The 13,137-nt window shown below is 59.7% G+C and carries 11 protein-coding genes; 6 read left to right on the top strand and 5 right to left on the bottom strand.

Annotated elements, in window-relative coordinates; all coding sequences use genetic code 11:
* Nucleotides 1-45: 45 nt before the first annotated feature.
* The 5 genes from sake_RS07330 to sake_RS07310 all read right to left on the bottom strand — a co-directional run bounded on the left by sake_RS07330 (nucleotide 46) and on the right by sake_RS07310 (nucleotide 6,558).
* Nucleotides 46-882, bottom strand: a complete 837-nt coding sequence (locus tag sake_RS07330) for a sugar phosphate isomerase/epimerase (RefSeq protein ID WP_178945724.1) — start codon at nucleotides 880-882, stop codon at nucleotides 46-48.
* Nucleotides 879-2,015 (bottom strand): Gfo/Idh/MocA family protein, encoded by a 1,137-nt coding sequence (locus sake_RS07325; RefSeq protein WP_178945723.1) that lies wholly within the window; start codon nucleotides 2,013-2,015, stop codon nucleotides 879-881. Before sake_RS07325 ends, sake_RS07330 begins: the two co-directional genes overlap by 4 nt.
* Nucleotides 2,016-2,178: 163 nt before the next feature.
* A complete protein-coding gene (locus sake_RS07320) occupies nucleotides 2,179-3,972 on the bottom strand; it encodes an FAD-dependent oxidoreductase (protein WP_197964413.1) in 1,794 nt (597 codons plus the stop codon).
* 190 nt (nucleotides 3,973-4,162) lie between these two features.
* Nucleotides 4,163-5,497 (bottom strand): MFS transporter, encoded by a 1,335-nt coding sequence (locus sake_RS07315; RefSeq protein WP_129359544.1) that lies wholly within the window; start codon nucleotides 5,495-5,497, stop codon nucleotides 4,163-4,165.
* A 155-nt stretch (nucleotides 5,498-5,652) separates the two neighbouring features.
* The gene (locus tag sake_RS07310; RefSeq protein WP_178945721.1) at nucleotides 5,653-6,558 is read right to left on the bottom strand and encodes a LysR substrate-binding domain-containing protein; all 906 of its coding nucleotides are present in this window, start codon (nucleotides 6,556-6,558) and stop codon (nucleotides 5,653-5,655) included.
* Between the two features lie 219 nt (nucleotides 6,559-6,777).
* On the opposite strand from sake_RS07310, the gene sake_RS07305 reads away from it, so the two are divergent.
* The 6 genes from sake_RS07305 (at nucleotide 6,778) to sake_RS07280 (ending at nucleotide 12,942) form a co-directional block, all read left to right on the top strand.
* Complete coding sequence (locus sake_RS07305; RefSeq protein ID WP_129359546.1) at nucleotides 6,778-7,089, top strand: YciI family protein; 312 nt, start codon at nucleotides 6,778-6,780, stop codon at nucleotides 7,087-7,089.
* Complete coding sequence (locus sake_RS07300; RefSeq protein WP_178945720.1) at nucleotides 7,086-8,144, top strand: zinc-binding dehydrogenase; 1,059 nt, start codon at nucleotides 7,086-7,088, stop codon at nucleotides 8,142-8,144. Before sake_RS07305 ends, sake_RS07300 begins: the two co-directional genes overlap by 4 nt.
* Complete coding sequence (locus tag sake_RS07295; protein ID WP_178945719.1) at nucleotides 8,141-9,769, top strand: FAD-dependent oxidoreductase; 1,629 nt, start codon at nucleotides 8,141-8,143, stop codon at nucleotides 9,767-9,769. The genes sake_RS07300 and sake_RS07295 overlap by 4 nt, the downstream gene beginning before the upstream one ends.
* 76 nt (nucleotides 9,770-9,845) lie before the next feature.
* Nucleotides 9,846-10,787, top strand: a complete 942-nt coding sequence (locus sake_RS07290; protein ID WP_178945718.1) for a LysR family transcriptional regulator — start codon at nucleotides 9,846-9,848, stop codon at nucleotides 10,785-10,787.
* Between the two features lie 131 nt (nucleotides 10,788-10,918).
* Nucleotides 10,919-12,181, top strand: coding sequence for a CaiB/BaiF CoA-transferase family protein (locus sake_RS07285; protein ID WP_129359550.1), 1,263 nt, complete (start codon nucleotides 10,919-10,921; stop codon nucleotides 12,179-12,181).
* Nucleotides 12,178-12,942, top strand: a complete 765-nt coding sequence (locus tag sake_RS07280) for a crotonase/enoyl-CoA hydratase family protein (RefSeq protein WP_178945717.1) — start codon at nucleotides 12,178-12,180, stop codon at nucleotides 12,940-12,942. The genes sake_RS07285 and sake_RS07280 overlap by 4 nt, the downstream gene beginning before the upstream one ends.
* Nucleotides 12,943-13,137: the final 195 nt, after the last annotated feature.

Raw genomic sequence — 13,137 nt, 5'->3', positions numbered from 1 at the left:
GTCTCCTTAGGCGTCAAGAGGTTGGATCGTGGAGAGGGGCAGGCTTTAAACCCTCGGGCTCTCGGTCGAGGCGAGGACCGCGGTCGTACTTTCGTGCAGGAAGCGCAACCACTGCCGTGGACCGTGCCGCCGGACGTAGTCGTCCGAACAGGACTCCACACTGACCGGAAGGTTCGTGGGGAGGTGGGCCAAATAATCTCGTAGCGGAAACTCGCCGTGCCCTGGTGCGAGACGGTCCGAACGTGACTCCGTGACGAGCCCGTGGCGATCCGAAGGCCCTGCCCTCGGTCCATCAACAAGCTGAATTCCACCGACGACGTCGTAGACGGCATCGAGCTCGTCGAGGGTTGCTCCGAATCGGGTCAAGTGCAGGGTGTCGACGAGGATCTTGGCTCCCGTGTCCCTGGCGAGGCAAGCAGCACCAGGCAGAGAGTTGACGGCTTGGTAGCTGATCGGTTCCACAGTGACCGTGAGGCCGCGCTGCCCGGCGTACTCAACCATGCCGGTCAGAGAGTCGCGCAACCGATTCCCTTCCGTGTCCGCAGCGGCCACGGTGAAGGTTCGGGCCGTTAACCCGGCAGCGTGGTCCAGCGCTCGTTCCCAGACTTCTTGTTGATTAGGGCTTCCGTCGAGCAACAGAAATTCGGTGTCCAGGACACGCAGTCCGGTTTCGGACAGCGCCGTGAGTACTCGGCGTCGCAATGGGGAGCCGGGGCTCAGATCGTAGGAGGGTTCCGCATCCGTGACTTTCTGGACCCGGATGCCGACAACGTCGAATCCTGCGTCTGAGGCTAAGTGAATCAGTTCGTCCGGGGGAGTCGTCAGGGAGGAGAGCGCCGCCAACCCGAGGGTTCGGCGAGAGCTTTCGTGTGAAGTCATCATGACCTTTCTCCTGGATTGGTGGTTGAACGGACATCGTCGGGAACCCGAACGCGGGTTGCGATCGCTTCCTCGTTCAATCGCACGGGTGCGCCGGTGCGGGCAGACTCGTAGATTGCCAGCAGGATCTTCAAGGCCCGAACCGAATCGGATCCGGTAATCGCGGGTTTCCTCGATTGCCGCAGAGCATCGACGAAATCCTCCAGCTGGGAACGATGATGGGGAATCAGGTGATCGTTGATGGCAGAAAGGGACGCGTTGGGTGGCACGTTCTCCGGGTGCGTGAGCAAGCTGGTGATCGATTCGCCCTCTCCCCAGATGTCCAAGCGACCATCGGTGCCCTCTGGAAACTCCGTCAACTGCGCGGTGGAGCCGTTGCTTCCCGTAACGCGCACTTGGGCCCCCAGGGCGGGAGATGCGGCGGTGCTCGCCTGAATCGTGGCCATGGCCCCGGTGGCGAACACGAGGGTTGCGACTGCCGAATCCTCGACTTCGATATTCGTTCCGTGCTTGTAGGTGTTCACCCGGCCGAAGACTTCTTGAACATCTCCCATGAACCACTGCAACAGATCGATGTAATGGATCGCTTGGGTCATCAGGACGCCGCCGCCATCCGTGCGCCAGGTGCCTCGCCAGTCGTCCTGGGAATAGTACTCGGGGTCACGATGCAACATGACCGAGCAATGACCGAGTACCGGGTTCTGAAGCGGCCCGTCGTCGAGGGCCGCCCGGATCTGCTGCGCCGCAGGCCAGAACCTGCGTTGGAAAAGCACGGTGAGTTCGACGCCCGCTTCCTCGCATGCCGCGACCATGCGAGAGGCCGCGGCCACATCGATGGAAATTGGCTTCTCGCACACCACGTTCACGCCGTGGCCCGCAGCCGCCAGGACCAAGGCTTCATGCGTCGGGTGCGGGGTGCAGATCGAGACGACGTCGAGGTCCTGGTCCCAGATCCGGTCAATGTCCACCACACTCACCGGGATCTCGTAGGTCGCTGCGACCTTCTCCGAGGCCTCAGGATCCAGGTCGGCGACCGCGACAACCCGGACGTGTTTCATTGATTGATACGACTCGATGTGGTTTCGGCTGATCATCCCGCAACCGATGATCCCGACCCTCAGTTCACGCTGTTCCATGGGTGTCCTTTCTTCGAGCTGGCTGCCCGCAGACGCCGTCTTCTGCAAAAGCCGGTGTCAGCGGCTGTGGCCGTTATTCAGTTCCTCCGCCGAATGAAGCTCGTTCTTCACCGGGATTGCCCACGTCTCCTCGGGTCCCTTGGACCCTTCCGGAAGGCCGGTCTTATCCGCGCTCTTTCCGTGGGTGGGGGTGCCCGTGGGCCGGCCGCGACTTCGAGGTTCGGCCTGCGGCATCCTGAGCCGCGACCCAGCCGAAAGTCATTCCGGATCCCACCTGGGTACCGGCGCCGGGATATTCGGAGCTGAAAACGGATTGGGCATCGTTGCCGACGGCGTACAGACCGGGGATGAGGTCCCACGACTCGTCCACGACCTGTGCCTTTTCTGTGATGGACGCACCGAACGACGTTGCCAAGGGGGTCGGAACCACGCGAATTGCGTAGTACGGAGCTGTGGAGACCGGCCCGATATTCGGATTGGGCTCGTGCTCGGGATCTCCGGCTACACGCCCGAATAGCGACTCGCCCTTGTGAAAGTCCTCGTCCTTGCCCATTTCTGCGAAACCGTTGTAGCGCTCGACGGTCTTCTCCAGAGAATCGGTTGAGATACCGATGCTCTCGGCCAGCTCCCTGAGAGTCGCTCCTTGATGCAGATACCCTGAGTCGACGTACTTTTTCAAGGCGATACGGGGCAGATGCGGCAACGTGATGATGCCCAGGCCATAGGTGGCGAGGGCCTTCGAGTCCACGATGAGCCAGGCAGGAACGCTGTCATGTGCGTACATCGCACGGACGAACCGGTGATACGACGTCGACTCGTCTACGAATCTCTCGCCTCTCTCGTTCACGGCCATGACTCCTGGCTTTCCGCGGTCCCAGATGTGGGGAAACACGGCCGTTGAGCCGTCTTTGCGCGTACCCACCGAGGAAGGAAACCACAGGGCATTTTCCCGGTTGTCATTGCCCAGCCGAGCCCCGATCGACGTCGCAAGCTTCAGGGTGTCTCCTGTCGCCCCTTCGTTGGCCCGCGAGAACTGTGGTGTCGGGTCCGGCATGTACTTCTCGCGCATCTGTGGGTTCTGCGAGAATCCGCCGCCGGCGAGTACGACGCCGTGCGTCGCCCGGACGGCGATCTCTCGTGACTCGTGCTGAACACAGAGCCCGACGACACCGCCGCCTTCTTCGCGATCCTCACGAAACAGCTGCGTGACACGGGCGTCGAGCCACACGGTTCCGTCCATCTCGAGGAGTCGGTTGTAGAGGCGTGCGACCAGCGCGTTACCCATGACCAGACGGGTTCCGCGGGGGTATTGCAGGCGGTCCACGGCCCACCGCATCCCCAATCTGAGTGCCGTGAACACGGCCTTGGTCGTGGCTCCGGCCTTCTTGGAAAACAATCCCAACAAGGTGTTTACCTCGGGGCGTCGAACCATGAGTTCCCCGTTCATCAGGGAAAATTCGGGCACGGGACGGCGCACGTGGCGGAAGTTTTCACGTCCTAATCGACGGCCGTCGAAGGGCTTGGGTTCCAGTGCGCGTCCCGTCATACCGGATTCGAGGAGTTCGGAGTGGTAGTCGACGACGCTTGGCGAGTGCAGGAATTCGACCCCCAGTTTTTTCATGTATTTGAGCATCTTGGGCCCATTGTCCAGGTAGGCCTGGCGCATCGACTTATCAGATTTGTCGCCGACCAACTGGTCCAGATAGCGCTCGGCCTTCTCGGAGTCGTCAGTGTTTCCGTTGGCCACTTGGAACTGGTTGTTCGGGATCCAGCAGGTTCCCGCCGAATATGCGGTGGTACCCCCGATGTAATCGGTCTTCTCGATCGTGAGGACTTTGAGTCCTTCGCAGGCTCCTGTGACGGCTGCGGACAACCCGGCGGCCCCTGTTCCGAGGACCACCAGGTCGTATTCCTCATCCCACGCCTCCGGAATTGTTCCTTTTTCGATCTGGTCCACTGCTAGGGCCTCCATAATCTTTGGGTCGTGGTCGTGCATTATTCGGCCGGGGAACGCCGGATCCGACGTTGCTGGGTCGTGAGCCACTGGTGGCTTAATGATTGAATGATCGGTCGGTTGCGGGCGCGAGCGTTCGGAGCGCGAGCCTCGCGGCTGACTCACGCGAGTGAATCGGGGTTCTCAGCGAGGCTCAAGCGCCGCTTCTACCGAGTTCCGAGGTCGGAGTCCGGTACGTTTCCGTGCTGAATGCTGCACAGACTCCGGAGATGGCGACGCAGATTGCAGAGAAGAGGGCGACGCCAAACCAATTGTGGTGCGGGCCCGAGATGGACTCAGCGATCGCGGGGGTGAAGCCGGCCAGGAGCAGACCGATCATGAGGCAGATCGCCATGCCGGAGTAGCGCACGTTGGTGGGGAACTGTTCGGGGAAGTACGCGGGATAGACCGCATTGCTCATCGAGTAGCCGCCGGCGATCAGCAGGATTCCGATAATCCAGACCCACCAAATATTAGCCGTGACGCTTCCGGCCAGGATCCAGAAGAATGCGAAGATCAGAATCACCTGGGCGATGATTCCAGCAATGAATACCGGTTTTCTTCCGATCCTGTCCGAGAGCATGCCCCATAGCGGCAGCGCGAAAACGGCAATGAGGTTGGCGACGCTGACGAAGGTCAGCATGTCCTGCCTGGGGATACCGGCCACGTTGGAGCCGTAGGCGAGGGCGAAAACATTGATGATGGTGTTGACCATCGTGAAAAGGGTCATTCCGGTGACCAGCAGAAGGGTCTTCGGATGGTGGCGGAAAAGTTCGAATGCAGGAACCTTGACGACCAGGTCGAGCTCTTTGGTCTCTGTGAATTCCTCGGGCTCATCAAGGGTGCGGCGCAGTACTAAAGCTATTGCCGTCACCAGCGCGGAAAGTAGGAATGGCACGCGCCAACCCCAGCTCATCAAGGATTCCTCGGGCAGGGCCTGCAACGGGATGAAAACCGCTGAAGACAGGACGATTCCGAAGGTGACTCCGGAAAGCGTCCAACTCGAGAAGAAGCCTCTGCGATGGTCGGGGGCATGTTCCATGGTCAGCGAGGCCGAGCCGGGAGACTCACCGCCGGCGGACAAGCCCTGGGCCAGTCGCAGAACAACCACGATGATGGGAGCCCAGATGCCGATGGACGCGTACGTGGGGACCAGCCCGATCACGAATGTGGAGGCGCCCATCAGGATGAGCACCATAATCAAGACTTTCTTGCGTCCGATGACATCACCCAGATGACCCCACAGCAGTGCGCCGAGCGGACGGGTGATGTAAGCGACACCTATGGTTGCCAAGGAGAACAATTGTCCGGTGGTTCCGCCACCCGGGAAGTACAAGTCTTGAAGGTACAGAGCGGCCGCTGTCGCGAAGATGAAGAAGTCGTAGTACTCCAGGGCACTTCCGGCAAATCCTGAAATCGCCGCGGTGCGGGCATTGCGGCGTTTCTTCTCGCTGTATATCTTGCTCGGATTCAATGACTCCGTCGTCATCGTGGTCTCCTTCTCGCCCAGGCTCGGGGTACACCGGAGGTTCTCAGATGAACGACCTGGCTAGGTGTGATATGCGATACCTTACGAGAGTATGTACAGAGATTGTTAAAATCCAAGACTTAATAGCACTCGGACTATGTGGGCCCGGAACATAGTTACTGGAGTGTCGGTTCGGGGAAGATCGAGTCCAGGATGGTCAGGAATGCCTGAAGGGGTTCGGACTCGTTGTCATCGGACCATACGACTCCGTGGCTGAATGGCACTGGATCACCCTCGAGCTCGATCCAGGTTGCGGCCTCGGGCAGGATCGGCAGAACCTCCGAGGGTAAGATCGTGATGCCGACCCCGGCGGCCACCATGGATACGATGAGGAACGGATCACTGACGGCTTGTGCTATTTCGGGTTGGAATCCGGCCGCGTGGCAGATTTGTAGGGCCGCAACGGTCATTGAGGAGTTGCCGTCGACCGGACCCATGACGAAAGATTCTCCACGCAATTGATGGATCGGAATCGCATCTCGATGGGCGAGCGGATGATCCGTCGGTACCACGACCCCCAAGTGGTGGCGCGAGATTTCGCGAGCCCGTAACGGCGTGCCAACGTCGCCGATGATGCCTAAGAAGCTGGCGTCCAAATCTTCGTTGCGTACTTGGCGCATGCCGTCAAAGGTGCGGATGCCGCCGACGAGGTTGAGATCGACACCAGGAAAGTTTTCTCTCAGGGCTCGAGTGATGCGGGGGAGAGTGTCGTGATTGTGCATCCCTGAGAATCCAAGGGTAAATCGTCCCGTGGGCACGCCTTCCGCGCTGCGGGCCGCGTCCATAGCGTTATTCAAGCTTCGCAGGATTCGGTAGGCGTACGGAAGCAGGGCCTGCCCCGGGGCGGTCAGCTCCACGGTCCGGGTACTCCGTTTGAAAAGCGGTGAACCGACGTTTTTCTCAAGCTTGCGAATAACTTGGCTCAGCGGAGATTGTGCCATGTGCAATCTCTCCGCAGCTCGTCCGAAGTGAAGCTCTTCCGCGACCGCAACAAACGCTTCCAGCCACCGCAGTTCCATCATTTGGCCCCCTCGAAGATTATGTGCGGATATGTACACAGTATCGGACTCATTATGAATTAATGAGCGAAAGGTATTGTCCAGTCTCGATTTCTCCCCGGAGGATGTTCGTTGAGGGACGGCGGCCATAACGGCCGTCACGGTGATCCTCGGGTCGGCCTCCGACGCTGTGCTTCGACCCGATTCAACGCACATTTTCTCCTAATGAATTGAGGAATCAACATGGGACTTTTCGCAGTCGACTACCGCTACGCCGAGGGATCCGAAACCGGTCGTGCGGAGCATCAGGAAGAGCATCTGGCATTCCTACAAGAGCAGTTCGACGCCGGGCGCCTGGTGGTTTCAGGGCCGACCGACATCGATGGTGGCGACAAAGGAGCGCTCCTGATCATCCGGGCGGACTCCGCGGCTGCCGTCGAGGAGGTCATGGATCAGGAGCCGTTCAAGCAGCACGGCTATGTTGCACGCATCATCCGGACTTGGACTCCCAAATTCGGAGCGGATCGTCTCGTCTCGGGCAAGGACGCCTCATGAATACAGAGACCATGCATGCGGTTCGGACCGTTGCGGCGCACACTCTTGAGTATGTGACGGTCCCCCTGCCGCCGGTGTCTGCCGGAGAAGCGCTCGTGCGCATCGAGCACGTCACATTGTGCGGGACCGATCTTCATATTTACGAGGACGACTACACCTCTGAGCTGCCCCTGATCCAGGGCCACGAACTATCCGGAACGGTGGCCGAGGTGGCTCCGGGCGTTGAGACCGTGGCGGTCGGGGATCGCGTGGCAGTGGATCCGTTGATCGCCTGCGGGCAGTGCCGGGCGTGCCGATCGGGTCACGACAACGTATGCCCCTACCTGACCGTTTTCGGTTGCTACTGCGACGGCGGACTTGTCGAATATCTTCCCGTCGCGGCCGTGCGCTTGCACCGTATTCCGGAGGGAATGCCAACGGAACTGGGGGCCGTCGCGGAGCCGGCCGTGATCTCCCTCGAGGCAGTCGCCCGTGCACAAGCGATCGAGGGGGAATCTGCCCTTGTCCTGGGTGCGGGGCCAATCGGGCTGTTGGCGACATTGGCATTGCATGACCTGGGGGTCACGGTCATCACCGCGGACACGATCGCCGATCGGCTAGAGCTCGCACGAGAATTCGGCGCCGATGGAACACTGCTGATCGTCCCGGATCAACAATTTCCTGCGGCCGATCTCGCTTCGGCGCTGGAATGTTCCGCTCCGGAAGGGCCGCAGCTTGTCATCGAAGCGACGGGCGTACCGTCCTCACTGGGCAATGCGATCAATGTGGTCGCTCCCGCCGGACGTGTAGTCCAGGTGGGTATCTCCACCCGTCCCGCGAATTTCCCCCTGAACCTCCTCCCGTTCAAGGAGATCTCCCTTCTGGGCAGCCGCAACAGTCGTGGCCTCATCCCGAAAGCCCTGGACCTGATCTGCCGATACCCCGAGACGGTGGACGCGTTGATCACGCACCGATTCGATCTTCGGGACGTGAACGAAGCCTTTGAAACCATGCGTGACACGACTCGTCGTATCGGAAAGATTCTCATCGACATGCCTACGAAAGAGGCTCCATGATCACCACACCCCTCCGTGACCTGCCGGAACGGACTGACATCGTGGTCATCGGTTCCGGCGCGGCCGGCCTGACCGCCGCGACGCGGGCAGCTGACGGCACCCACGAGGTCGTTGTCCTCGAAAAGGCCGAACAACTCGGTGGTACAACCGCCGTTGGCGGAGGCGTCCTGTGGGCCCCTGCCAATTCGCTCGGAACGAAGGCCGGTTATGAGGATTCTCGTGAGGAGGCGATCGAATATCTGACTGCGGCTACTGGCGCGAAGATCGATCGAGAAGACATTGAGTGGTATGTGGATTGTTCTGCGGAGGCCGTCGACTGGTTGGTTGAGAAGACCCATGTAAGTCTTACTCCGTTGGCGCGCCCCGATTACCGTCTCGAGTTCGAGGGGGCGAGCAGGGGCGGGCGAAGCTTGGACAACGACGCCTTTGACGTCGGTTCGGTGGACGGGCTCCAGGAGGCCTTGCGACCGTCAAGCTATTTCCCGTTATTGACTATGGCGGAACGGGACGGTCTTGACGGTGCGGCGCCCGATGCCGACCTGCTCCAACGACGCGCTGAACACGGGATACGAACCATGGGAGGCGCCCTTGCGGCCAGTTTGTTGGTCTCTGCTCTGGACCGCGGGGTCACGGTCTTTTCGAATGCACGCATGACGGGCCTTGAACAAACCGAACACGGGGGATGGCTCGTCACCGTGGGGAATCAAAGCATTGAGGCTGACATCATCGTGATGGCTTCCGGAGGGTTCGAGTGGAATCAGGAGCTCCAGAAGGCTTTCTTACCCCACCCCATCGTGCCGATCTCCGCGCCCTCGAATGAGGGAGACGGCCTACTGCATGGCCTCAGTATCGGTGCGGCCGTGGCGTCCATGACGACGTTCTGGGGCGTCCCCGTGATTACCCCTCCGGACCAGACCTATGACGGGAGGCAGTCCGGAAGGATGGGCAATGTGGAAATGACCCTGCCCGGTTCGATCACCGTCGGCCCTGATGGGCGAAGGTTTGTCAACGAGGCGCTGAACTACCACGATGCGTCGTTGGTGATGGGTTCAATCGATCAACACCGACTCGAGCCGAAAGGGCAGCCGGCGTGGCTGATTTTCGATCAGCGATACATGGAGCACTATCCCGTGGCCGGTTCGACCCCGGGAAAACCTGCCGAATGGATGATTGCGGGCTCGTCCCTGGCGGAATTGGCAGAACGGATCGGTGTGGACCCGGAAAATCTGGTCGACGAGGTGCAGGCTTTCAACTCCGATGCATCTTCGGGCAACGATCGCGCATTTGACCGAGGCTTCTCCGCCGAGGACCGCTTCCTCGGAGACTCAGCCGTCACCCCGAATCCCTGCCTCGCGCCCCTCGTCGAACCACCCTACTTTGCGGTGCCAGTTCACTGTGGGGCCTTGGGAACATCGGGTGGCTTGGCGACCGATCACCACGGACGGGTCATGCGGTTTGACGGCTCACTGATCAGTGGACTGTATGCAGCCGGGAACGTTTCTGCGACCGTGTTTGCCGGCGGCTATCCCGCCGGGGGGTCAACGCTTGGTCCGGCGATCACTCGCGGGTTCGCGGCGGGGAAACACATTGCCTGCTCCCTTCGAGACCCCAAAACATCCCTGTGAGGCAGTGCCCAGCGGCCGCGGATCGAATCGGCCGGGTGATGACGCGAGACTCTCGGCCATCAGACAAGTCAACTCCGTGCTGGTCCTTGACTTGGTACAGTGGCAACCTATGGAGGTATACCACCTGCGCTACTTCGTGGCGGTAGCAGAGAACCTGAGTTTCTCCGGGGCAGCCAAATCCCTTCACATGGCTACCTCTCCATTGAGCCAAAGAATCAAAGATCTTGAGCGCGAGCTCGGCCTCCAGCTATTCGAGCGAAATTCGAGAAACGTCTCGCTCACCGTGCACGGCCGCGCTCTTCTCCCTATGGCCCGCCAAACCCTCACGGACTTCGACACACTCGGAATACGCCTGAAACAACTCGACGAAACTGCGCTCCCACGGTTTTCGATAGGTGTGCCTCCGTGGCTGCACCCCAAAGTAGACCAAGCGCTTTCGGAATTCGCATTCGAAAATAGTCATAAATTCACCATTGAACGATGGCCGGGTGGCAGCAGCGACCTGGTTCGCGCGGTCCAGTCGAAAGTTTTGGGATTCGCGTTGGTCCATCTTCCCGCCCAAGGCGCGGACGTTATGTGTGAGCAAATATTTAGCGAAGATGTGGGTATTCTGCTCCCGTCACGTCGGTTTCCTGAAAAGCAATGCGTCAGCATTTCAGATTTGTCGGGAATGGTTTTTGTCAAACCGCCGATGTCCTTGTCTCCAACGTATTTTGAACAAATTGCCGTGCGTTTGACGGCCGCAGGTTTGGTGGACCACGTGACTCTTTCCTCCGGAGATTATTCCAGTCCGGCCGAATTGGTCGCCAATGGCAACGCTTTCGCGCTGACGACACTGGATCATAATGCTCACGGAGACATGATCCGGCAAGGGCTGGTGACCGCCCTGCCGTTCAGTGACTTCGCGCCGAAATTGGCAACCGGGTTAGTGATGAATACTTCGTCGGAGAGCCCTGAGAGTCCGTTTCACGACTTAGTCGCTGCCGCCCGAAATCATTTCCGCATACCGATCCGATAAGCCTCCAATGTCGGCTGATATCGGCTTCCGGTACCTTTGAGCGGACCGTGATCGCTGTGGTCACAATACTATTCTCCCATCGGTGATATTTAAACGATCGCAATTGGCCCCAAGAGCGTTAGAGTCATCCCATGAGTTGTGAAGGGGAGACAGTGGAAAAAAAGTTCTCGAATAATTCAAACAACGCCAATCATGGACCTCTTTCGGGAGTTCGTGTTATTGATATGGCGACAGTCGTGATGGGCCCCTATGCCGCGCAAATTCTCGGCGATCTGGGTGCGGATGTTATCAAAATCGAATCGCCACGAGACAGCGCCCGCAATGGCCTCTACGCCCGAACCCCCGGCATGGGCCCATTGCACTTGAACGTCAACCGAAACAAACGCAGTATCAACCTGGATCTTAAATCTGAAGACGGTCACGAGGCTGCTATGCGGTTGCTCAAGTCCGCCGATATCCTGATCACTAACATGCGCATCTCTGCGCTATCCCGTTTGGGACTTGACTATGAAGCGATCAAGGACGCCGTTCCACACCTCGTCTATGTCCATGCGCAGGGTTTTCGCCCCGATTCGGATCGTGCGAACCTGGCCGCATACGACGAGACGATTCAGGCGGCATCCGGATTATTGGACGTGTCCAGTCGCGCGGATGATATCCAGAAACCGGTTATTCTGCCGACGATCATCGCAGACAAGGTATCGGGCCTCACCATGGTCTACAGCGCCTTGGCGGCGTTGTACAACCGCGCTCATGGCGGCCCAGGTCAGCTCGTGGAAGTGCCCATGGCCGATACGATGATTGCCTTTACCCTCGTTGAACACCTTCAGGGCAAGTCCTTCGATCCACCGTTGAGCGACACGGGTTTCCCGCTGTCCTTGAATAAAGGGCATTACGCTCGCACGACGCGAGACGGCCGTTTGGCCGTCGTCTTGCCTTACACCGGCCAGAATTTCAAGGACGTATTCGCCGCCGCGGGGCGGGAGGACTGGGCCGCCGATCCTCTGCTCGACGAGAGTCCTTTCAGCCCCAGGGAACATGGCCAGTTGATGAACTCGCGACTCGACGAGTGCATCTCAGCCTTGAGCCTGGAGGAATGGTCTGCGGTGTGCTCTGAGAAAAATGTCCCGTTCGGTCCCGTGCTCAAACTTGACGACGCCGCGGAGGACGAATACGTCCGTTCAGGTCATCTCCTTGATACCGCCGAGCACCCCACCGAAGGGCCGACCAAGGTCATCGGTATTCCGATGCGGTTCTCGGAAACCCCCTCTTCTGTGCGTCGTCTTGCACCCGTGCAGGGAGCGGACACAGAAGCCGTTCTGACGGAATTGTCGCAACAGTCCTCTACTCCGCATACAGTCGACATCACATCGGAAGGAAGTGAAGTCGCATGAACCAAGCTGTAGAAATGCAAGCAAAAGACTCCATTCTGGTTATCACTCTGAATCGACCGGAGAAGAAAAATGCCGTCAACGCGGACCTTGCCCGCGGGCTACGGGCTGCGATCGAGAAGCTGGAAATCGATCCGGCGTTACGAGTCGGCATTATCACGGGTGCCGCTGGGACATTCTGTGCTGGAATGGATCTCAAGGCTGCAGCCGATCATGAGCCGGTCAGCCTACCCGAACATGGATTTGCGGGGTTCGTGCAAACTGTCACTGCAAAGCCGATCATCGCCGCGGTCGAAGGCTACGCACTGGGCGGTGGTCTGGAGGTTGCCTTGAACTGCGACCTGATCGTCGCCTCCACCACGGCAACCCTTGGCCTGCCTGAAGTCAAGCGCGGGCTGATACCGGGAGGCGGTGGGGCGATCCGGTTGCCTCAGCGCATTCCTCACCACCTGGCGATGGAGCTGCTCCTGACAGGCTCGACCTTCAGCGCCCAGCGTGCTTCGGAACTCGGCCTGGTCAACCGCCTGGCAGAGGAAGGACACGCGCTGGAAGCTGCACTCGAGCTTGCGTCAATCATCTGCGCCAATGCTCCGCTCGCACTCGAGGCGGTCAAAGACGTCGTCCGTATGGCGGACAACGCCACGGAGGCCGACGCTTTCGCCAGCCAGGCGCAGATCGTCGAGAGGCTGAAGCAATCGGAGGATTTTGCCGAAGGCATCGCTGCCTTTTCCGAGCGTCGGGAGCCCCAGTGGAAAGGCCGCTGACAGGCTGAGAGTCGCAGCGGCAGAACAGCAGTTTTGTCTCACCTGGGGCGCCGGCGCATTCCGGTTTGCCCTCATCGGAGTCTTGTGGACCAGGAGCGACCACGGATTGTCCGGGGCAACAGCAGTGCAGACGCGACACGCAGGACAACCAACGGGTCCAAACCGGTCTTGAACAGGGGCGCAGCACAACAGCAG

It is taken from the genome of Kocuria sp. TGY1127_2, assembly GCF_013394385.1.
GTDB lineage: Bacteria > Actinomycetota > Actinomycetes > Actinomycetales > Micrococcaceae > Rothia.
This window is presented reverse-complemented; position numbering and strand designations above follow the sequence as displayed.

Coding starts and splice junctions, on each gene's coding strand:
- sake_RS07330 (WP_178945724.1), bottom strand. CDS start 882: ATGATGACTTCACACGAAAGCTCTCGCCGAACCCTCGGGTTGGCGGCG.
- sake_RS07325 (WP_178945723.1), bottom strand. CDS start 2,015: ATGGAACAGCGTGAACTGAGGGTCGGGATCATCGGTTGCGGGATGATC.
- sake_RS07315 (WP_129359544.1), bottom strand. CDS start 5,497: ATGACGACGGAGTCATTGAATCCGAGCAAGATATACAGCGAGAAGAAA.
- sake_RS07310 (WP_178945721.1), bottom strand. CDS start 6,558: ATGATGGAACTGCGGTGGCTGGAAGCGTTTGTTGCGGTCGCGGAAGAG.
- sake_RS07305 (WP_129359546.1), top strand. CDS start 6,778: ATGGGACTTTTCGCAGTCGACTACCGCTACGCCGAGGGATCCGAAACC.
- sake_RS07300 (WP_178945720.1), top strand. CDS start 7,086: ATGAATACAGAGACCATGCATGCGGTTCGGACCGTTGCGGCGCACACT.
- sake_RS07295 (WP_178945719.1), top strand. CDS start 8,141: ATGATCACCACACCCCTCCGTGACCTGCCGGAACGGACTGACATCGTG.
- sake_RS07285 (WP_129359550.1), top strand. CDS start 10,919: ATGAGTTGTGAAGGGGAGACAGTGGAAAAAAAGTTCTCGAATAATTCA.
- sake_RS07280 (WP_178945717.1), top strand. CDS start 12,178: ATGAACCAAGCTGTAGAAATGCAAGCAAAAGACTCCATTCTGGTTATC.